At 52.1% G+C, this 21,344-nt stretch carries 22 protein-coding genes; 21 read left to right on the plus strand and 1 reads right to left on the minus strand.

Annotated elements, in window-relative coordinates; all coding sequences use genetic code 11:
- The first annotated feature begins 311 nt into the window (after positions 1-311).
- Entirely contained in the window at positions 312-1,181 is an 870-nt protein-coding gene (locus BR86_RS0102270; RefSeq protein ID WP_031471387.1) for a LysR family transcriptional regulator, read from the plus strand.
- Between the two features lie 105 nt (positions 1,182-1,286).
- On the opposite strand, the gene BR86_RS0102275 is transcribed toward BR86_RS0102270, so the two are convergent.
- Positions 1,287-1,808, minus strand: a complete 522-nt coding sequence (locus tag BR86_RS0102275; protein WP_031471388.1) for a hypothetical protein — start codon at positions 1,806-1,808, stop codon at positions 1,287-1,289.
- 305 nt (positions 1,809-2,113) lie between these two features.
- Between BR86_RS0102275 and BR86_RS14995 the strand changes: the two genes are divergently transcribed.
- The 20 genes from BR86_RS14995 to BR86_RS0102395 all read left to right on the plus strand — a co-directional run bounded on the left by BR86_RS14995 (position 2,114) and on the right by BR86_RS0102395 (position 21,344).
- Positions 2,114-2,542 carry a DUF3783 domain-containing protein gene (locus BR86_RS14995; protein ID WP_051684529.1) on the plus strand — a complete coding sequence of 143 codons (429 nt, stop codon included), beginning with the start codon at positions 2,114-2,116 and terminating at the stop codon, positions 2,540-2,542.
- Positions 2,543-2,781: 239 nt separating this feature from the next.
- On the plus strand, positions 2,782-3,021 hold the full coding sequence (locus BR86_RS0102290) for a hypothetical protein (protein ID WP_031471391.1): 240 nt from the start codon (positions 2,782-2,784) through the stop codon (positions 3,019-3,021).
- Between the two features lie 236 nt (positions 3,022-3,257).
- Complete coding sequence (gene pepF / locus BR86_RS0102295) at positions 3,258-5,069, plus strand: oligoendopeptidase F (RefSeq protein ID WP_031471392.1); 1,812 nt, start codon at positions 3,258-3,260, stop codon at positions 5,067-5,069.
- 48 nt (positions 5,070-5,117) lie between these two features.
- Positions 5,118-6,278 carry an SLC13 family permease gene (locus tag BR86_RS0102300; protein WP_031471393.1) on the plus strand — a complete coding sequence of 387 codons (1,161 nt, stop codon included), beginning with the start codon at positions 5,118-5,120 and terminating at the stop codon, positions 6,276-6,278.
- 250 nt (positions 6,279-6,528) lie between these two features.
- Positions 6,529-7,173, plus strand: a complete 645-nt coding sequence (locus tag BR86_RS0102305; RefSeq protein ID WP_031471394.1) for a GTP pyrophosphokinase — start codon at positions 6,529-6,531, stop codon at positions 7,171-7,173.
- The gene (locus BR86_RS0102310) at positions 7,170-7,841 is read left to right on the plus strand and encodes a response regulator transcription factor (RefSeq protein ID WP_031471395.1); all 672 of its coding nucleotides are present in this window, start codon (positions 7,170-7,172) and stop codon (positions 7,839-7,841) included. The genes BR86_RS0102305 and BR86_RS0102310 overlap by 4 nt, the downstream gene beginning before the upstream one ends.
- Positions 7,820-9,082 (plus strand): sensor histidine kinase, encoded by a 1,263-nt coding sequence (locus BR86_RS0102315; RefSeq protein WP_207641161.1) that lies wholly within the window; start codon positions 7,820-7,822, stop codon positions 9,080-9,082. The genes BR86_RS0102310 and BR86_RS0102315 overlap by 22 nt, the downstream gene beginning before the upstream one ends.
- A gap of 185 nt (positions 9,083-9,267) precedes the next feature.
- Positions 9,268-10,350, plus strand: a complete 1,083-nt coding sequence (rsmH, locus tag BR86_RS0102320; RefSeq protein ID WP_031471397.1) for a 16S rRNA (cytosine(1402)-N(4))-methyltransferase RsmH — start codon at positions 9,268-9,270, stop codon at positions 10,348-10,350.
- A 245-nt stretch (positions 10,351-10,595) separates the two neighbouring features.
- The gene (locus BR86_RS0102330) at positions 10,596-10,967 is read left to right on the plus strand and encodes a hypothetical protein (protein ID WP_143099297.1); all 372 of its coding nucleotides are present in this window, start codon (positions 10,596-10,598) and stop codon (positions 10,965-10,967) included.
- A gap of 78 nt (positions 10,968-11,045) precedes the next feature.
- Positions 11,046-12,023, plus strand: coding sequence for an alpha/beta hydrolase fold domain-containing protein (locus BR86_RS0102335; protein WP_031471400.1), 978 nt, complete (start codon positions 11,046-11,048; stop codon positions 12,021-12,023).
- Between the two features lie 110 nt (positions 12,024-12,133).
- Complete coding sequence (locus tag BR86_RS0102340) at positions 12,134-12,841, plus strand: YkgJ family cysteine cluster protein (protein WP_051684530.1); 708 nt, start codon at positions 12,134-12,136, stop codon at positions 12,839-12,841.
- Positions 12,825-13,481, plus strand: a complete 657-nt coding sequence (locus tag BR86_RS0102345) for a site-2 protease family protein (RefSeq protein ID WP_031471402.1) — start codon at positions 12,825-12,827, stop codon at positions 13,479-13,481. The genes BR86_RS0102340 and BR86_RS0102345 overlap by 17 nt, the downstream gene beginning before the upstream one ends.
- 134 nt (positions 13,482-13,615) lie before the next feature.
- A complete protein-coding gene (trxA, locus tag BR86_RS0102350) occupies positions 13,616-13,936 on the plus strand; it encodes a thioredoxin (protein WP_031471403.1) in 321 nt (106 codons plus the stop codon).
- A gap of 428 nt (positions 13,937-14,364) precedes the next feature.
- The gene (locus BR86_RS0102360) at positions 14,365-15,051 is read left to right on the plus strand and encodes a transaldolase family protein (RefSeq protein ID WP_031471404.1); all 687 of its coding nucleotides are present in this window, start codon (positions 14,365-14,367) and stop codon (positions 15,049-15,051) included.
- The gene (locus BR86_RS0102365) at positions 15,023-16,009 is read left to right on the plus strand and encodes an NAD(P)-dependent oxidoreductase (protein WP_081843967.1); all 987 of its coding nucleotides are present in this window, start codon (positions 15,023-15,025) and stop codon (positions 16,007-16,009) included. The genes BR86_RS0102360 and BR86_RS0102365 overlap by 29 nt, the downstream gene beginning before the upstream one ends.
- A gap of 3 nt (positions 16,010-16,012) precedes the next feature.
- A complete protein-coding gene (locus BR86_RS0102370; protein ID WP_038287609.1) occupies positions 16,013-16,684 on the plus strand; it encodes a DUF4867 family protein in 672 nt (223 codons plus the stop codon).
- A 15-nt stretch (positions 16,685-16,699) separates the two neighbouring features.
- The gene (locus BR86_RS0102375) at positions 16,700-18,703 is read left to right on the plus strand and encodes an alpha-glucosidase (RefSeq protein ID WP_031471407.1); all 2,004 of its coding nucleotides are present in this window, start codon (positions 16,700-16,702) and stop codon (positions 18,701-18,703) included.
- A 9-nt stretch (positions 18,704-18,712) separates the two neighbouring features.
- On the plus strand, positions 18,713-19,453 hold the full coding sequence (locus BR86_RS0102380; RefSeq protein WP_031471408.1) for a sulfite exporter TauE/SafE family protein: 741 nt from the start codon (positions 18,713-18,715) through the stop codon (positions 19,451-19,453).
- A gap of 78 nt (positions 19,454-19,531) precedes the next feature.
- Complete coding sequence (locus BR86_RS0102385; RefSeq protein ID WP_031471409.1) at positions 19,532-20,626, plus strand: type 2 periplasmic-binding domain-containing protein; 1,095 nt, start codon at positions 19,532-19,534, stop codon at positions 20,624-20,626.
- Between the two features lie 247 nt (positions 20,627-20,873).
- Positions 20,874-21,344, plus strand: coding sequence for a tripartite tricarboxylate transporter TctB family protein (locus BR86_RS0102395; RefSeq protein WP_031471411.1), 471 nt, complete (start codon positions 20,874-20,876; stop codon positions 21,342-21,344).

Here is a 21,344-nt window from a genome sequence, read left to right on the forward strand (position 1 = left end):
CGGCCCCGGGAGATACAGGAAAGGTCTTCGTGGAATTGCAGAAAGAAAGCAGAAATTAATACATGAAAATATTTAATTTTTGCGAACATAAAATTCAGAAATGTGATATAATATCACCTTTGGTAATGATTATCATATCTGCGGTAAATGGAATCAACGGTATGAATAATTTTATTCATTTGACAGTTGACAAAGATTGATTATAAAACGATAATAAAATACAGTAAATCGGAAATATTTAAGATTTCACTGCAGCAGGGTAGTCATTTGCCGGAATGTATAAGAATACAGAAAAGAAGAGGTAGTATTATATGACTTTATTGACGTATCAGGTATTTAAGACGGTATCTGAGATGGGAAGCTTTCACAAAGCGGCAAGCGTTTTGGGCCTGACTCCATCCGCCATCAGCCATGCGATTTCCTCGATGGAAAATGAGCTCGGTTTCAGTGTTCTGACCCGTAACAAGGCCGGTGTTACACTGACCAACTACGGCGAGCACATTCTTCCGTATGTCAATGCGGTTTTAAACAGCGATGAGAGCCTTAAGCAGGTGGTTGCCGAATTCAAGGGACTGAAACAGGGAACCGTAAAGATCGGCTGTTTTTCCAGTGCCTGCACCAGCTGGATGCCGGACATCATCAATTCGTTTACAGAGATTTACCCGGCAATCCGGATTGAAGTGTTCCAGGGAACCTATGATGATGTGATCTACTGGATCAAGAACGGTGTGGTTGACTTCGGATTTCTCTCCCAGTCGAGCAGCGGTGATCTGAACTTTGAACCGATCTACCGCGATCCGCTTCTGTGCATCACACCGGCGAATTTTGAGAAAGAAGAAGGCACGGAGATGACGGCGGAGGAGATGTCAAAATCCCAGTTCGTTGTTCAGCGGGAATCCACCGATGCCGATATTGCAAATTACATGAAATCCGTCAATCTCGATCCGCAGTCCAATTATCATGTGGTGGACGACCTGTCGACGATCGCGATGGTAGCGCACGGCTTCGGCATCTGCATCATGCCGGAACTGGTCATGCACGACATCACCTATGAAGTAAAGCGTTATCCGATTGCGGATGCAGAGCGAATGATCGGTCTGTCCTGCCTGAACCCGCAGTTCATGGCACCGGCCGTCCGCACGCTGTACCAGCATATCAAGGAGAATTATTCCAACCTCTGACGGATTATTCCATTTTCCAGAATATTCAACAAGAAAGTCCGCAGACTTCCAACCATTCCGGCGGGGAGTTTGCGGACTTTGTGCGCTGTCTCTGTTCACCTGTAATCAGAAAGTGTGCGTTGTCACGCCGTTGCCGGCTTCCAGCGCGTAATCCAGGCGGTCCATCATATCGTACATGGCGCTTCCGCGGTCGGTCATGGATGGCGTGTACATCAGGGAAATGCTGTCCTCAGCCTCGTGAAGTTCGCTCAGCGGGATCATCGGCGTGTGGATTTTGCTGATGACCTGCTGGATCTGGAGTTTTTTGCTGTAGGTGATCTCAAGAAGCATCATGTCGTCGACGGACGGCTGATAGCAGCAGCGGATGGTACCGTTGGTTCCGTCAATGCCGGAGAAGGAATCCAGAATCTCGTCAAAGATCTCCTGCGGATCGGCGTCCTTTTTGTTCAGGACGGCAGCCGGGTTCTCGACATAGATCGTGTAATGGGACGCCTGATCGAGATGATAGAGACCGTACTTGATCAGATTGATCAGAGAGCTCGCATATCCCTCCGGCATGGTCATCTGAACGTACTCGTTCAGCTCTTCGATCACATTTTCCGGAAGGTTAAAACGGATATTTGTCATGAAATTGCACCTCACTGCTGTAAATTCGATAATCCGATTATAGCATGGGAAGTCACTCTTCACAATGCGGCGGAATTCTCCGGCATTTGTCGTGAAGGATCGCCGTCCCGGTTCCGTTTTGCCCCGGTTTTGTGCTATACTGTGTTCAGCAATGCCCACAGGCGGAGGCTTCGGAAGAAACCGCCGTCGGGCGGAAGAAGCGGCTGCTGCGGCGGAAACTGCCGTCGGGCAGGCGGAAGCAGCGAGTGCAGAAGCAACAGGAAACAGGAACCGGAAAACGGATGGAAGAATGAAAGAAGGAAAACATGAGGGCATCAAACGGGAAAATCCTGGTATTTAATATGAATCCCCTTCGGGCAGCATCGATTTATAACATCTGCCGCGAAATCGGCGTTCCGCTGATCCCGGTAGACTCGAAATACATTGGGATTCCGCTTGGAACGATCGCCATGGCAGCGGGGCCGGACGGGACACTCGACGCGGAAATGCTGGAAAAAGCAGGGAGGACGGGAAGCGGCAGAACCGCGCCGAACGGAATCCGGGGGGAAATGCTGTTATTCTGCGGGATGACTTCGGATGAGGTTGACCGTTTTCTGGAAGCATCGAGGAGACTCGGCGTTCCGGGAGTGGATCTCAAAGCTGTTTTGACCGGGACCAATGCCGCATGGAGTGCGGAAAAGCTTTATCGCGAGATCGCTGAGGAACACCGCAGAATGCACGGTTTGAAATCGTAATGGCGGAACGGCAGGTATGAAAAGAAATAATGACAAGCGATTGATTGCACAGATATTTATACAATATTCCGGTATTGAAAAAACATTTGTCAGATATAATCACAAAATACATCGAACGAAATGTCTTTTTATTGCACATTTTACAAATGGATTTTTCAGGAATTATTCGGTAAGATACTGTCATATTTGTGGGGAATGGTCGAAAGACCTTGAAGTTTGATCTCAGGGAGGGGAACGAGATGGAATTTTCAATCCGCGATATCAGCAGTGTTCAGGATTTTGCTGATCTGATCGACAGTTGCAGTCATGATGTTTATGTTGAGTCTGTCAGCGGCGACCGTCTGAATCTGAAGAGTACGCTCACCAGATTCGCGTTTATGACCAAGCTCGCAAGCGGTCAGAGAAACAGCGATTTCCGGCTTTTTTTCTCTAATACGGACGATGAGAAGAAGGTACGCAGTTACATGAGTACGGTTTAAACGGTCCGGGAGGAACAGAATATTGGAACACATCGGCAGCTTCCGGGAGGGGCTGCCTTTTATGTTTCATAGGAAATTTCTCCGAAATTCCCTATGAAACATAAACGCTCCGCGAGGATATTTCCAGATAAATGTTGAACTTTGAAAAATCTCCCGATGCCTATATAATAATCGTGACATGGAAAGAGAAAACGCTATCAGAATCATGACCTGAAAGACGAAAAAGGAGATAACGTATGAATACACCAATCGAAACAAAAGAGCGCCGCGACATGGATCCGGCATATACCTGGGATCTCTCGACACTGTATCACAGTGATGATGAATGGAAGGAGGATCTGGAGAAACTCGGAGAACTGACTGACCGGGCGGCGGCATTTTCCGGAAAACTGACCGACGCGGCGACGATCCGCGCGTTTATGGATGCGGAGACCGCGATGGAGCAGAAGATCGCGGATCTCTACACCTATGCCATGCTTCGCCTCTCGGAAGATACGAGAGACGCGAAAGCGCAGGAGATGATGAGCATCGCCGAGTCCCGTTACACGGCGGCGGTGAGCCGGGTCAGCTTTGCAAGCCCGGAGATTCTTTCTCTTCCGGAAGAGACGCTCCGCGAAGTGACCGGAGCGGAAGAGACAAAGCCGTATCATTTCAATCTCGAAAAGCTTCTGGAACGGAAACCCCACGTCCTCAGCTCGGCGGAAGAAAAACTTCTGGCAAGCTTCGGCGAAGTTCTGAATGCACCGGAGCGGATTGCCGAGAATCTTCAGGATGCGGATATGACCTTTGAGGATGCGGCGGACTCGAAGGGAGAAATGCACGAAGTGACGCAGGCCAATTACATCCTTCTGCAGCAGTCGCCGGACCGGACGCTGCGCGAAAATGCCTTCCGCAGTTTTTATAAAGGGTTCAGGGGACACATCAATACCTTTACGGCGGCTTATGCCGGCTGCGTGAAAGGGGCGGCAGCGGAGGCTGCGGCCCGGCATTATGAGTCGAGCCGTGCCATGTCCATGGCGGATGAACATATCCCGACGGAGGTATACGACAATCTGACGGAGAGCGTGCGGAAGTTTATGCCGGCGATGTACCGCTATGTAAAACTCAGGAAGCGGATTCTCGGCCTGGACGAGCTTCATTACTATGATGTGTATACACCGCTTTCCAAAGGAAGCACGAAGACCTGGACCTATGCGGAAGCCTGCGATACGATTCTCGAGGCGTTAAAGCCGCTGGGATCCGATTACACGGATCGGGTGAAAAAGGCATTTGCCGATCGCTGGATCGACGTCTATCCGAACAAGGGGAAGCGCGGCGGCGCATTTTCCAGCGGAACCTATCGATCCAATCCGTTTATCCTCACCAGCTTTACCGGAAACTACGACAGCGTGACCACGGTGGCGCACGAGATGGGACACTCCATGCATACCTGGCTTTCGAACCACACACAGCCGGCGCAGTATGCGGATTACACGCTGTTCGTGGCGGAAGTGGCGTCCACGGTCAATGAAAATCTTCTGGTGGAGCATCTTCTGGGGAAGACGACGGATCCGGCGGAGCGTCTCGCCCTTCTCAATCAGTATCTGGAAGGATTCAAGGGAACGGTTTACCGCCAGACGATGTTTGCGGAATTTGAGCGCGCGGCGCATGAGATGGCGGAGCGCGGTGAAGGGATCACGGCGGAGTCGCTGAACCGCGTCTACAAAAAACTGGTGGAGGATTATTTCGGACCGGAACTGGTCATGGACGATGAGGTACAGTATGAGTGGGCGAGAATCCCGCATTTCTACCGTCCGTTCTATGTTTATAAATATGCGACCAGCTATTCCGCCGCGATTGCGATCTCCGAGGCGATTCTGACATCGGGCGAGGCGGCATCGAAACCGTATCTGGAGTTCCTCTCCATGGGAGGAAGCAAATATCCGCTGGATGAGCTTGCCCACGGCGGCGTGGATCTGAGAACGGCGGCGCCGATCGAGAGCGCGCTCCGGAAATTCGAGAGGATTCTCGACGAGGCGGAGAAAGCGGCGGCTGAGCTTGGTCTGTGAAGGGAGCCATCCTGCCAAAAGGTTACGATTTGATGGAACAGAGGTTTTATGGAGCATTTTATTGAATTTTGCAGGAAGGAGGCCGTGACGCTGATCGCCGGCCTCCTGGCTTTTGCGTCCTGTTTTGTGATTCCGCCGTCTGCGGAATATATGGGTTATATCAACTGGAGCGTTCTCGCTCTTTTATTTTGTCTGATGACGGTCTCGGCGGGGCTTCGGGCGGCCGGGGCTTTTGACTGGCTGTGCGGAAAACTCCTCGGAGTCTGCCGCACCGAACTCGGGACAGAGCTTTCCCTGGAAATACTCTGTTTCTTTCTGGCCATGCTTCTCACAAATGATGTGACGCTGGTCACGGTGGTCCCGTTCACGCTTCTCGTATGGAGGAAAATGAAGGCGACGGCGGGAAGTCTCATTCGCACGCTGGTGATGGAGACGGTGGCGGCAAACCTTGGCAGTATGCTGACACCCTTCGGCAATCCCCAGAATCTGTATCTGTATTCCGCATACGGCTTTTCAATTGGGGATTTCCTGACCACAATGTTTCCCTATGCCGCCGCATCGTTTGTACTGATCTTTGCCGCAACAGTCGGAATGGCGAAGCGGGAGAAAGAACAGAACCCGCCTGTGCCGGAGAAAATGCCGGCTTCTTCCCGAAAAAACAACTGGAAGGAAGATGCCGCGGCTCCGATGGATCACCGGAGAATCGCGCTCTACGCAGCGCTTTTTGCCTTTGCGGTCCTCTCGGTTCTTCATGTGGTTTCCACGCCGGTGATGTTTGCGGTGATCACGCTGTCGGTTCTTTTTTCCGACCGCTCGCTCTTCCGGACCGTGGATTATTCACTTCTTCTCACCTTTGTCTTTTTCTTTGTCTTTATCGGCAATATCGGAAAGGTGCCGTCTTTCTCGGCATGGCTTTCCGGCGTGATGCAGGGGCGGGAGCTGATCTGCGCGATTCTCGCAAGTCAGATCATCAGCAATGTTCCGGCAGCGCTTCTCCTGTCCGGATTTACCGCAGATGGCACGAGTCTTCTCATCGGCACCAATCTCGGCGGTCTCGGAACGCTGATCGCGTCGATGGCAAGCCTGATCACCTATAAGCTGTACGCGGCGGAGCCGGACGCTGAGACCGGACGCTATTTTGCGCTCTTCACCGGGATCAATGTGATTTTTCTCGTGATTCTGACCGCTTTTACTCTTTTTCTGAAGTGAGATGACCATCGGGAGCGCGCGGAAATCCGTTTGCGGACGTGATCGATCGCAAACATTTCTTTATTGTTTTGATTTTCTTTATGAAGTCAACACCGGAAGTTCACATTTTCCTGTTATCCTTACGCTGTATCAAAACTGCCGGAGGCGGAAATCGGAACCGCGAAAAGAGCGGAACCCACCGCTTCCGGCGGTTTGTATGTCCGCAGAAATGAAGCTGCGGGCGAATCCTTTGAAGGAACGGAGGACAGCGATGGAAAGCGGGACAAGTATATACGGAGAGTGTGGTGAGTTTCTTCCGCTTGTCGAGAGCGATCTGAGGACAAAAATTGAACAATATGACGCGGAAGAAAAAAGAACGGGCGGATCGAAGATCATAGAGCATCTGAGTTCCCGGATAAAAAGCGAGGAGAGTATGCGGGAAAAATGTATCCGAAAGGGACTTCCCGCGACTCCGGAGAGTGCGCTCCGGTTGATTCACGATGCCGTCGGGGTCCGGATCATCTGCGGGTTTATCGAGGACATTTATGTCAATGTCCGGCATATCCGGAGGATCCCCGGCTGGACGGTGGTGGAAGAAAAAGACTATATCACGAATGTGAAACCAAACGGTTATCGGAGTTATCACATGATCATTCGAATGGAGGAGCCGTTTCCGGATCCGGAAGGAAATCTGCCGGGCGTCTACTATGCCGAGATCCAGCTGCGGACCATCGCCATGGACTCCTGGGCAAGTCTGGAACATCAGATGAAATATAAGAAGAGTATCACAAATTCGGGGATGATCACGGCGGAACTCAAGCGCTGTGCGGACGAACTGGCCGGCTGTGATCTGTCGATGCAGACGATCCGCAGTCTCATCCGGGAAAATGATGACGGTCTGGAGGAGAAACGATGAAACTTCTGCTTGCGGAGGACGAAAAGGAGATGGCCAGAGCGCTGACGGCGATTCTGGAACATTCCGGATATGAAGTGGATGCGGTCTCTGACGGGGAGGCGGCGGTAAAGAAAGCGGCGGAGGAAGCCTATGACGGCATGATCTTCGATATCATGATGCCGAAAAAGGACGGGATCGAGGCACTCCGGGAGATCCGTGCCGCCGGTGATGTCACACCGGTCATCATGCTGACGGCCAAGACCGAGATCCGGGACCGGATTACCGGGCTTGATGCCGGTGCGGACGATTATCTGACGAAACCGTTTGCGATGGGGGAACTGCTCGCACGGCTCCGGTCCATGACAAGAAGAAACAGCACGTTTGCGCCAAAAACGCTGACGTTCGGCTGCATTTCCCTGGACATGGCCGAACAGGAACTGACCGGAAAAAGTTCGGTTCGCCTGGCGGGAAAGGAGTCAAAACTCATGGAGTTTCTTCTGCAGAATCCCGATAAAAACCTGTCTACGGCGGATATTTTTCGCCGGGTATGGGGAGACGAACCGGCGGCAGATCCGGGGATTGTGTGGATGTATGTGTCTTATCTCCGGCAGAAACTTCAGGCGATTTCGGCAGATGTGGAGATCAGCGGTGAGGAGGGCGGAAACTTTTGCCTCCGCAAAAAATCATGAATCCGCGGTCGCTTTCCCGGAGGATGCGGGTCCGGTTTGTCGGACTTGCAACCTGGGCTGTGGTGGTTCTTCTGGTGCTGGTGCTCGGCGCGGTCAATTTTTTCAATACGTACCGGGCTGACAGGGAAATTCACGCGGTTCTGGATGTGATCCTGGACAATGACGGAATCCTCCCGTCCGGTATCCGGTTCGGCGAGAATTCGGTTCTGGATGCCGAGCCGGAGCAGCCGTTTCAGACAAGATATTTCTTCGTATCCTATGACAGGGAAGGCAGCATCGAGAGTCTCCGGATGGATCACATTGCGGCCGTGAGCGAAGAAAATGCGCTGGAGTACGGGGAACTGATCCGGACCGGAACCAAGGACTCCGGCATCATCCGGCGGGGCCATGCGTATTACGCCTACCGGAAGACTGTGACGGATGACGGCAGGACATTGATCGCGGTTCTGGACAGTACGCGGACATTTTCTTCCCTTCGGATTTTTCAGTCGTCATCTCTTGCGTTCGGCATTCTCTGTACCGTACTCTATGTTTTAATCCTGACACTTCTGTCCGGGCGGGTGATCGCTCCGTTCATCCGGAACATGGAAAACCAGCGGCAGTTTATCACCAATGCAGGGCATGAGCTGAAGACCCCGCTTGCGATTATCTCCGCCAATACGGAGGTGATTGAGATGATGAACGGAAAATCGGAGTGGACGGACAGTATCCACGCGCAGATAAAACGTCTGTCGGGACTGGTCGGTGATCTGATCACTCTTGCAAAGGTCGGTGAGCAGCAGGATATCGTCCTGACGGAAGTGGATTTTTCCGGCGCAGCGGCGGACGCGGTTGCGGCCTTTGGCCCGCTCGCGGCGAAAGAAGAAAAGAAGCTGCTGTCGGAAATAGCGCCGGATGTCACCGTGATGGCGGAGGAAAAAACACTTCGGGAGCTGATCAGCATTCTTTTGGACAATGCGGTGAAATACTGCGATGACGGAGGCGACATTCTGCTCCGGCTTTCCCGGACAAAGAGGAAAAAAGGAGCGGTTCTGGAAGTGTCAAATCCGTATGCCGACGGTGCGCATACGGACTACAGCCGCTTTTTTGAGCGATTTTACCGGGCAGACACTTCTCACAGCAGTGAAAAGCAGGGATATGGCATCGGGCTTTCCATGGCGCAGGAACTGGCGAAACTGTTTGGCGGAAATATTTCGGTCGCATACCGGGACGGAAGGATTTATTTTACCGTTTCCCTCTGATCATGTATAATATTGCCTGCGGGTGTTCGGAACGAAGGCTGGGATTCCGGACGCCTGCAGGCATTTTGGCGTCATTCGAAGGAAGCTGTGCGTGCGATGAGCGCGCCGGAAGAATGCCCGCAGAAGAATGAGAGAATGAAAATCGTGAACGAAATACCCTGACGATCAATGAGGAGATCACACCGATGGCAGAAGAACATAAGAGAAGAGTTCATTACAGCGGCAAATATCCGCGTCATTTCAATGAAAAATACAAAGAACACAACCCGGAAAAATATGCGGATCAGATTGAACATGTCATTTCCAAGGGCAACACGCCGGCCGGAATGCATATTCCGATCATGGTGGATGAGATTCTGGATGTCCTGAAGATCCGGCCCGGAATGCGGGGGTGCGACTGTACCCTCGGCTACGGCGGTCACACGAGGAAAATGCTGGAGTGTCTGGAAGGACAGGGCCACATGGATGCGACCGACGTGGACCCGATTGAATCGGAAAAGACAAAGAAGCGCCTTGCGGACGCCGGTTTCGGAGAGGAGATTCTTACAATTCACCGGTTGAATTTCCGTGATGTCGATCAGATCCGGCCGGAAGGAGGTTTCGACTTTCTTCTCGCGGACCTTGGTGTAAGTTCCATGCAGATTGATGATCCGTCGAGAGGATTTTCCTATAAGACAAAGGGCCCGCTGGATATGCGTCTGGATCCGACAAGCGGCGTCCCGGCGGCAGACCGTCTGCGTGAACTGACGGAGGATGAGATCGCGGGAATGCTGATCGAAAACTCGGATGAGCCGTTTGCGGAAGAGATCGCAAAAGAGATCACAAACACATACCGGAAGGGCGGAGATATCCGCGAGACCACGGATCTTGCAGAGATTGTGGCGGCGGCACTGAAAAAAGTATCCTCGAAGAAACTTCCGAAAGAGGAGTACGAGGATACCGTCAGGAAGTCCTGCGCGCGAACCTTTCAGGCGCTTCGCATCGATGTCAACAGCGAGTTTGAAGTGATCTATACATTTCTGGATAAACTCCCGGATGTACTCGCGGCCGGCGGAAGAGCCGCGATTCTCACCTTCCACTCCGGCGAGGACCGGCTGGTCAAGAAGGCTTTTCGAGAAGGAAAAAAGAGAGGAATTTACTCGGAGATCTCGGAGGAGGTCATCCGTCCGGGCAGAGAGGAGTGCTTCCGCAATCCCCGTGCGCATTCCACAAAACTGCGGTATTGCGTGAAGGCCATGGACGGGCCGGAATCGGATTCCGGCATCTGAGATACGCCTGGGGAGACTGAGGTTTAAAGCGCCCGGTGGCGTGAGTGGTGCCGGGATCGGATTCCGGTAACGGAGATATGCCGGTGGAGACTGAGGTTTAAAGCGCCCGGCTGTGGAAGCCGGGCAGCTGCCGTGATCCGGTGGCGAAAGTTGCGGTTTCCTCACGGTTCATGTTAGACTGTAACATACCGGCCGGGGAACAGCTTCCCCGGGAAAAGAAATAAAAGAAAGTCAGGAGAAATACCATGATGCGTTTTGCACTGCCGGCGATCGGCGCTGTCATCACAGCGTACTGTATGTATCGCCTTCGAAAAAATGAAGAACCGGCGAGAGCGAAGAGAATCGCCCTCGCTGCATATCTGATGCTGAATCTGACGGTGATTTCGCTGCTGTTTTCGATTCAGATTTACTCGATTCTTCCGACACCGTGGAATTATGTGGTCTATTATGCGATCTTCGGTGTTGTCTGCATCGGATCGGGGCGGTATCTGATCAAACCGTACCGCACACCGAAGGCAGGTGAAGAGGAAGAGACGGTTTCCGCCAGCCCGCGGGAAGACAAAAATCTCCGAAGAAAACGCAATCGTCTTCGCAGGAATTCGATGAGACGGTATTAAGCGGGCCACCGAAAAGACAAGGGGAAAAACAACAACAGAAAAAACAACGGAAAAGACAACAGGAAGGACAGATCGACTATGGGAATTCGCTATACACTATTCTGTGCCCTGCACCAGATGACGGCGGGTAAAGAAAACCGGAAGGAAGCCGCGGACCGTCTGCGAAAAATGGCCCGGGATCCGGAGCGGAGCTTTGGCGGCTGGTGTACCGATATTCCAAGCGATGAGACCTTTCTCTGTTCCAAAGTACGGATCCGGTCGAGGTGCGGTGAGGAACGCCGGCAGGAAATTTTTTCCTGTCTTCGCATGAACCTCACCGGAAAAATGAAACATCGCCGCTCGCTTCTCTATGTCGCCGGGGTTAATCTCCCGCGGGGAGCGCAGAAGGAGTCCGTCCGGTTTGCCCGTGATCTCGGAAAGCAGAGTTCCCGGGATGTCTGGTATCCGTGTTATCCGACGATGCCCGATTACAGCATTCTCGATTCGGTTGAGATGGTGCTGGAAACCTACCGCCAGATGCTGGAAGAATACCGGCCGGAAGATATCGCGTTCTACGGATACTCTCTGGGCGCAATGGTGGCGATCAGTACGCTCGGATATAACAACAGCGCCTTTATCGAAGGCCGGCGCAAGGTGCGTCTGCCGATGCCGTCCATGCTTCTTCTGGTCTCTCCGGCTGCGGTTCCGTCCGACGGAACCGAGTGGAGGCAGATGAAACTTCTCGAGCGGAAGGATATCATGATGGAGGCGGATTATGTCTATATGATGCGGGATGTTCTCTGCGCGGGACGACCGGATGTGCCGCGCTTTATGCTGAGCGGAGACCGGCTGGATACGACCGATTTTCCGGAAACCTACATCTGGTATGGCGGGGATGAGATCCTGAGTGCCAAGAAGAAAACGTGGGTCAATGATTTTGAGGCAATCCCGGACCGGCTTCACATCCGGACAGCCCCGGGAATGTGCCACAGTTACTGCATTGCGGTGCGTTTTCCGGAGGCGCAGAGAGATTACCGGGAGGCGGTTCACATTCTTTCCGGAAGCGGAGGGCGCTGAGTACGCTGAGCATCGAAGCGTTGAGCGCGTTTGGATGAACAATTCCGCAGATTTTAACAGCAAGGGCCGCAGATCGGTCATCGATTGCGGCTGAATCAGGAGTAATCAATATGAGCAATGAATTTCGTCTTGAAGACGTGACGGACGGAAAGCAATACGGCATCCACGATATGGTGCGCGTCGGCTGCGGCGACTGTGAAGGCTGCAGCGCCTGCTGCCGCGGGATGGGAACATCCATCATTCTGGATCCCTATGATATGTGGAATCTCGAGCGGGCGCTCGGGGAAGATACCAAAGCGATCTTTCGGGATCACCTTGAAAAACACATTCAGAACGGACTGATTCTGCCGAATCTGAAGATGGCGGGAAAGGAAGAAACCTGCACCTTTCTGAATGAGGAAGGCCGCTGCAGCATCCATCCGTTCCGCACCGGACTCTGCCGTCTCTACCCGCTGGGACGGAAATACGGTGAGACGGAAAACGGCGGGTTTTCCTATATCTTGATGCGGGACGCCTGTCAGAAGAAGGATCTCACGAAGGTAAAACTGAAAAAGTGGATCGACATCGATCACCTTCCGGAAAATGACGCCTACCACATTCGCTGGCATTGGTTTGTCCGGACAATGGAGCAGAAAATGCTGTCGTTTTCCGTGCCGGAACAGATGAAGCTGGCGGAATATATTCTGAAACTGTTTTTTGAGGTTCCGTACCGAGCGGAAGAGAGTTTTTATCCGCAGTTTGAAAAGCGAATGAGTATGGCGGAGAGAAAATGCGGAATACAACGGGAGAGGGGAACAACGGATGAATCTGACACATGAGATACAGTCGATCGTTTACGCGATACCGGGTACGATCCTCGGCATTACGCTGCATGAATTTGCACATGCCGCGACGTCCTACGCGCTGGGGGATCCGACACCGAGGTATGACGGAAGGCTGAGTCTGAATCCCCTTCGACATTTTGAGTGGAAGGGAACGCTCTGTCTGATCCTGTTTCATTTCGGATGGGCTAAGCCGGTCATGATCAACCCGCGGTATTACAAAAATCCGAGGATTGGATCGATGCTGGTTGCCGCCGCGGGTCCGCTGACGAATCTGATCCTGTCCTTTCTGTCGCTGGTGGTCTACACGCTGAGTCTGATCTTTCTGCAGGGAACGGAAGCGGGATATATGATCGGGACTTTTTCACAGTATTCGGCCTTCATCAATGTGGGACTTTTTGTATTCAATCTGATTCCGATTCCGCCGCTGGACGGTCACCATATTCTCGGAGGACTGATTCCGCCGGTCCGGAAGCTTTACAGCCGCTTTTCACAGGCGATGCCGGTGATTCTGCTGCTCATTGTATTTACCGGCGTGGCAAATGGTCCGCTCGCGTATCTTGACGCTCTGGTGATTCAGAAAGTATGGTATCTGGCAGCATTGTTTCTGAATATGATTCTGCCGGTATTTCTGTAACAAAGCGGTAAAGAGATCCCGTGTGCGGCGGAAAATCGGCAGAGAAATTTCGAAAACCGGTTGACAGGGCCTAAAAATTTTGTATAATTAAATTGTGCACAACGTAAAATCATTTCACACCAAGGAGGTTTGACATGGAATATAAATTTGATTCGAAGAATTTTGAGGAAGAAGTATTAAAGAGTGATGTTCCGGTTCTGGTTGACTTCTATGCCGACTGGTGCGGTCCGTGCAAGATGATGGCGCCGGTTGTTGCGAAGTTTGCGGAAGAGTTTGACGGAAAGGTCAAGGTCGGGAAGATCAATGTCGACGACAACGGCGAGATCGCTCAGAAGTACGGTGTTATGTCGATTCCGAACTTTAAGTTTTTCAAGAACGGTGAAGTGGTGGACAACATCGTCGGTGCCGTTAATCCGGAGATGCTCCGCGAGAAGGTAACCAGTCTGCTCGGCTGAGGAGTCTGAGAATACGCTTCGCCCCGTATGGCGGAGAAGACCGGACGGAATCCGGAACAGAAGAGAAGAACGAAATGGGAACGCAGCGTCTGAGGGAGAAATCCCCGGACGCTGCGTTTTTGTTATGGAGCCGAAGGTTTCTTACGGACGATGGTTCCGGAAAAGACACAGGCAGCAGGAACGATTGTGCATGATATGCACGATACAAAACTTACAAAAGAAGTATGGAATGTGCAAAAGATACATAAAAAAATAAAAACGGCAGATTACACAAAATAAGTCATGTGCATTTGTACTATATTTCACGACAGAAAGGTTTGACTTATATACATAACTACTATATACTTCAGATAGCGGTCAGGTGACCGGATTTTTTTACAAGTTATTAGTTAATATACTTAATTAAACATTTAGGAGGATGTAGGGAAATGAAGTTTTATCTGGACAGCGCAAAGTTAGACGAGATCGATTATGCGTATAAGACGTTCGGAATTGATGGTGTTACGACCAATCCGAAACACATCATGCTGAGCGGCAAACCGTTTGTTACGGCGATCAAAGACATCGCCGAGTGGATCCGGCAGAACGGTCTGGATGGAATCGATAAGTTCCCGGTTTCCATCGAGGTCAACCCGCATCTTGATACGGCAGATGCGATTGTAGCGGAAGCGGAAAAATATGCGGCGATTTCCCAGAACTTTGCGATCAAGATTCCGGCAACCGAGTTCGGAATCGAGGCGGCCAGAAAACTGGAGAAAAAGGGCATCCGGACCAATCTGACCCTTGTCTTTGCTCCGGCGCAGGCGATCTTTGCCGGAAAAGCAGGTTCCCTTTTTGTTTCCCCGTTCATCGGATGGAAAGAGGATAACGGCGAGGACTGCAAGCGCTATATCAAGGACATTGTGGATATCTATAAAAACTACGGCTGGTACGGAAAGACACAGATCATCTGTGCGGCGATCCGTTCCCCGAAGCAGATCGTGGACTGCGCGGTTGCCGGAGCGGACATTGTGACGGCAGGTCTTGCGGTGTACAAGGCAGCACAGCATCACGCATATACGACGCAGGGGCTCGGAACATTCTGTGATGCCTGGGATCATACCGCCACGGAGTGAGAAGGAATCCTTCGGAACCGTAACCTTTCAGAATTTGAATAACATCTCAGACAGTCGAAGCGATTCAGCTGTCCGGGACGGGAGGACAAAAGACATGAAGATCGGATTTATCGGACTCGGAATCATGGGCGAGTCCATGTGTGCGAATATTGTAAAGAAACATAATGATACGGTGTATTGCTATGACATGGTTCCGGAAAAGGTGAACCAGCTTGCCGCCGAGGGTGCGGTAGCCTGCGAAAGCAATGCGGAGCTGGCGGAGAAGTCGGACGTAATCATTTCCATGGTTCCGAAGTCGGAGCACTCGAAAGCGGTTTATACGGAGATTCTTCCGAAACTCGGCAAAGGTAAGATCTGCATCGATATGAGTACCATTGATCCCGGTGTTTCCGTGGAGATTGCGGAGATGGTCAAGAAGACCGGTGCGCAGTTTGCCGATGCTCCGGTGGTTAAGTCCAAACCGGCGGCGATCGCGGGAAAACTCGGAATCTATGTCGGCTGTGACGAGGAGCTCTACGATTCCGTCAAACCGGTTCTCTCCTACATGGGTGAAAATGTGATCCGTATGGGAAAGAACGGAACCGGTATTACGATGAAGATTCTTCATAACGCGCTGGTCGGCCAGATCCAGAATGGCGTAAATGAAGTGTCCAATCTTGCGGCGGTATGTGGAATCGACATTCAGACCTTTGCGACCGCAATCTCCTATGGAGGCGGACAGAACTTCTATCTCGACAGCAAAAAGGATGTCATCGAGAAAAATGACTTCACGACCGCATTTTCCATCGAAAATATGAACAAGGACGTTCACATCTGCAAAAAACTTGCCGAGGATAAAGGTCTTCCGATGCCGGGCGAGATGAACGTGGTCCGCGTCTACGAGAAGGCGATGGAGATGGGATTCGGCAAAGAAGATTTCTCTGCAACCGTCAAAGTGATTCGAAGTGAGAAGGCCTGAGCGATGGGAATACTGGAACATTTGAATGAAGTCAATGACGTGGTGATCCGGTCGGTTCTGGACCGCGAGGCATTCAGGACCTACGGGAGAGTGATCCGGGGATATGATTTCTCGGAGATCACCGACTATATGGAACACAAAACACCGATTCCGGAAAACGGCAATGTCTATGTGGTATCGGTGGAGGAGATGGAAACGTTTTCCGTGGCAGACAGGGTGAAGAACCTGATCTACGGCGGTATGCCGATCGAGATCGGCTACTGCAACGGCCGCAACACCACATTGAACGGATTTGAGTATCACAAGGGAAGCGAGATTAACATCGCCGTGACCGATTTTATGCTCTGTCTCGGGCATGTGTGGGATATCGAAAACAATACCTATGATGCGGAAAAGGTGCAGGTTTTCTTTGTTCCGAAGGGAACCGCGATTGAGATGTATCAGACGACGCTACATCTGTCTCCGTGCAGAGTGACGGATGAGGGGTTCCGCGGCGTGGTGATTCTTCCGAAAGGTACAAACACACCGCTCGAAAAAGAGATTCCGGTGGATGAAGAAGGACAGCTTCTTCTCCAGAAGAACAAATGGGTTATCGCTCATCCGGAACGGGAACCGCTGATGAAGCAGGGGGCAGTCGGCGGAGTGATCGGGCCGAACAGGGAACTGAAATACTGACGGACGGAGGTATAAATGGAGATCTTTGCAAAAGGAAGTACCTTTCGCCTGACCGATCACGGAAAGGTTCTTTTGGAGGCGTCCGATGAGAAACCGATGATTTTCGCGGGACACGGAACGGAACAGGTGGAAATGTACCGCGGAAATTTTAAGATCGAAGATCGGGTGGAAGAGAGAGTCGCACTTCCGATTCTGCATTCGGAAGAAAAAGACGGGGCTCTGATTCTGGATTTCGGGGGACAGATCGAGGGGAGAATCGAGGCGGACAACGACTGTTCCGTGATCCGGTTCCGGAGCAGGAATCCGGAGATCAACCGGTTCTGGATCCGTGTGGCAGCTGAGCCGGGAGAACATGTCTACGGATGCGGCGAACAGCTTTCGTATTTTGATCTTCGCGGGAGACATTTTCCGCTGTGGACCGGAGAGACGGGAGTCGGCCGTGACAAGACGACGTATGTAACCTGGCGGAGCGATGTGGAAAACCGGGCCGGGGGAGATTATTACAACACAAGTTTTCCCGAAACGACCTTTGTCTCTTCGCGGAAATACTATCTTCACGCGGAGACGACAGCGTATGCGGATTTTGATTTCCGGAGTCCGGAGTATCATGAACTTCAGATCTGGGAAGTGCCCGCTTCGATCCGGATCGAGTCGGCGGACAGTTTTCCGGAACTTCTGAAAAAAGAGACGGCATTTCTCGGAAGACAGCCGGAACTGCCGGAATGGACCCGTCACGGACTGATACTCGGAGTCCAGGGCGGCAGCGAGCGGAGCTTCGGGATTGCGGAGAAAGTCCGTTCCGGCGGTGTCGGACTCGCGGGCGTCTGGTGTCAGGACTGGTGCGGAAAGCGCGTGACCACGTTCGGAAAACGGCTCCAGTGGGATTGGCATTACCACCCGGAGATGTACGGAGATCTTCCGGAGCGGATCCGGGAACTCCACCGCGAAGGAATCCGGTTCCTCGGATATGTGAATCCGTATCTGGTGAAGGACGGTATGCTGTTCCGGGAAGGAATGGAAAAAGGATATTTTGCCAGAAAGTCCGACGGATCGGTCTATCTGGTCGATTTCGGTGAATTTGACTGCGGCGTGGTCGATCTGACGAATCCGGAGGCCTTTGACTGGTTCAAAGGGATCATTGAAACATATTCTATCGGCATCGGAATCGACGGTTGGATGGCGGATTTCGGAGAATATCTTCCGACCGACGACATTGTCCTCACAAGCGGAAAGCCGGCGATGATCGAGCACAACCGGTGGCCGATGCTGTGGGCAAAATGCAACTATGAGGCGGTAAAAGAGACCGGGAACCTCGGAAAGATCGTCTATTTCATGCGGGCGGGGGGAACCGGAAGCCAGAAATACAACACCCTGATGTGGGCCGGAGATCAGTCGGTTGACTTTTCCAGACATGACGGTCTCTGCACGGTGATCGCGGCGGCGCTCAGCTGCGGCATGACCGGAATGGGTCTTCATCACAGTGACATCGGGGGATATACATCTCTGTTCGGCAATGTGCGGACGAAGGAAGTGTTCTTCCGCTGGGCAGAAATGGCGGCGTTCACGCCGGTTATGCGAACACATGAGGGAAACCGCCCGGATGACTGTTATCAGTTTTATGATGACGAGGACGGAATCCGGCGGATGGCGAGACTGACCGGGATTTTCCGGATGCTGTCGCCTTACGTCACGGAGGCGGTCCGCGAAAACCATGAAAAAGGATTGCCGGTTCAGCGGGCGCTGTTTCTCCACTATGAGGGGGATGAGAGGTGTTATACCGAACAGTTCGAGTATCTTCTCGGACGGGATCTCCTTGCGGCGCCGGTCTGGAAGGAAGGACGGAAAGAATGGGACGTCTATCTTCCGGACGATGAATGGATTCATCTCTGGACCGGCAGAGAATACGGAAAGGGAAACAATGTGGTAGGCGCAGAACTCGGCTTTCCGCCGGTGTTCTACCGGAAACGTTCGAAATACGCGGATCTGTTTGAGAAAATCCGCGGAACGTATGGAGCCTGATGGTACGTTATGCCTGTATTAAATTATTTATTATTTTTCACTGTGATCCTGCTTGCCAATATCATGCAGGGCATCACCGGATTTGCCGGTACGATTCTGGCCATGCCGTTCAGTCTGATGCTGGTCGGATACCCGGTGGCGAAACCGGTTCTCAATGTGCTGGGTCTTTTGAGCGGCGTCTATGTCTTTCTGGAACAGAAGAAACAGGTTCAGTGGAAAGAAGTGAGGACGATTGTTCTGATCATGGCAGCCGGCATTTTCCTTGGAATCTACATCAAAGGATTATTTGCCGGGAGAGAACAGTTTCTCATTCGGGCACTCGGCGTGTTTGTGATCATTCTGGGTCTTCAGGGCCTGATCGGCCGGATCCGGGGAAAGAAGAATCCGATGCGGCCGGATCATCCGCTGCTCTATCTGATTCTTCCGCTCGCCGGCATTGTCCACGGAATCTTTGTCTCCGGCGGACCGCTTCTGATCAGTTATCTGACCAGAAAGCTTCCGGACAAGAATTCGTTCCGGGCGACGATTTCCACCGTGTGGATCGTCCTCAACTCCATCGTACTGATCGATGATATCCGGAGCGGATACTGGAATCCGGGACTGATCGGCACACTGCTGATCGCGGTTCCGTTTCTGTTGGCTGCGATGAAGATCGGAAGCATCCTGTACCACCGGATGAGTCAGCAGGTGTTCATGATCCTGACCTATCTTCTTCTTGCGGTCTCAGGCGTGACACTGCTTCTGAAATGATTGCTCTGCCGAATGGATAACGGCGGCGGAACACAGGGAAATGATAGTAAAACACACATTAGAGGAGGAAAAGGAACTATGAAAAAACAGGTTTTGGCAGGAGTTATGGCAGCGGCGATGACAGCGGCACTTGCAGCTTGCGGATCTTCTGCGGGAAGCAAGACGACAACCGCGGCAGCGGAGTCCAAAGCAGCGGAGACAACGGCGGCTGCGGAGTCCAAAGAAGCGGCGGCAGCGGGAAGCGGAAAAACCGTTAAGATCATCTGCCCCTACGGCGTAGGCGGTACTGCGGATATCATCGGCAGAAAGTATGCGGAAGTAGCGACCAAACTTCATCCGGAATACAACTTTATCGTGGAGCAGCAGACCGGTGGTGACGGATTTGCGGCGGCAACCGCATTTTCTCAGGAGGATGTGAACACAACCGATCTTCTGGTATACGGTTACGGCGTTGCCTACCGTCATGACCTTGGAAAGCAGTATCAGACAGAAGTGGTTGATTTCGACCGCAATGAAATCCGTCCGATCGCAACCATCGATGACAGAACATGGATTCTCTACACCACACCGGATCAGACTCTCGAGACCATTCTCGATAAGTCCAAGAACGGCGGCATCAAGATGTCCGGCGGAAATCCGCTGTCCGATCCGCATCTGGCACTCGGCTCTCTTCTCGCACAGGAAGGCGGAAAGGTAATGGTTGTTCCGTATGACGGCGGTGCGGCTCAGAAGAAGGGACTTACCGACGGCGAGGTTGATGTATTTGTCGGAACGACACAGGCAGCCCAGGAAGATGTGGAAGCGGGCAATCTGGTTCCGATCCTTGCATTCTCCGATCGTGAGTTCAAGGGATTCAAGGGACCGAAGGGAGATCTCGCGGTTCCGACGGTAGCCGGCGACACCAAGGCAAAGGAGCTGGATGCTTCCAAGGATTACACCGGTTCCATTCTCGCGGCAGGCGGCTCTCTGGCAGTCAGAAAGGGCGCTTCCAAGGAATGGGAGGATGCGATGATCCAGGTTGCGAAGGATGTCTGGGCTTCCGACGAGTATTCCGAGTTCATCAGCTCCATCCTTCTGAACAAGTATGAAGTATACGGTGAAGAAGATGTTCAGCACTATGAGGATGCCTGCAAGAAAGCGGTAGAGGCATTCAAACAGCTCAGCGGCAAGTAATCCGGCTATCCGGTTTTTCAGGCGGCGGTATGGATCCATGATGGTATGGAATCAGGCCGCCGACCCGGAAGCGGGCGGAAAACGGATCTTCGTTCCGCCTGCCGGTCTCATCCCGCGCTGCGCAAAGCATCGCGGGGACGAATACGGTAACCATGTCAGGTCCCGGTCCGTTCTTCCGGGAATGCCGGGACCTGACTTCCGTGTTGAATCAGGTATTCAATAATGCATTTGAAAGAGGGAAAGACACATGAAGTTCAAAATCAAAACGAACCTCACCGCGGGACTTGTGATGGGAATCTTTTCCATCGTCATGCTCCTGATCATGCCGACTCAGGTACGTCTTCCGATGTGGGATTCGGGCGCCCCGAGCCCGAGAATTATTCCCGGAATCTGCCTTGTGGGCATTCTGATCTGCAGTGTTATTTTGCTGATCCAGAGTCTGGTTTTCCACAAAGAACATATCTATGAATTTGATTGGAACAATGAAAAACACGAGCTTGTCCTCATTGCCGTTCTGGTTCTGTTCGTGATCGGAACCAGTGTGATCGGATTCGTTCCGGCAGGCATTCTCGCTTTCTGCTTCATACAGTGGTATGAGGGAGAGCGCAAGCCGTTTATCTATATTTACACGATTCTGTTTGTCTTCTTTGTTTACTGGCTGTTCCTGAATGTGTTCCATGTTTCTCTTCCGGCAGGACTTCTCAGTTTTCTCAAGTGA

The sequence above is a fragment of the [Clostridium] aminophilum DSM 10710 genome, from assembly GCF_000711825.1.
Lineage (GTDB): Bacteria > Bacillota > Clostridia > Lachnospirales > Lachnospiraceae > Clostridium_R > Clostridium_R aminophilum.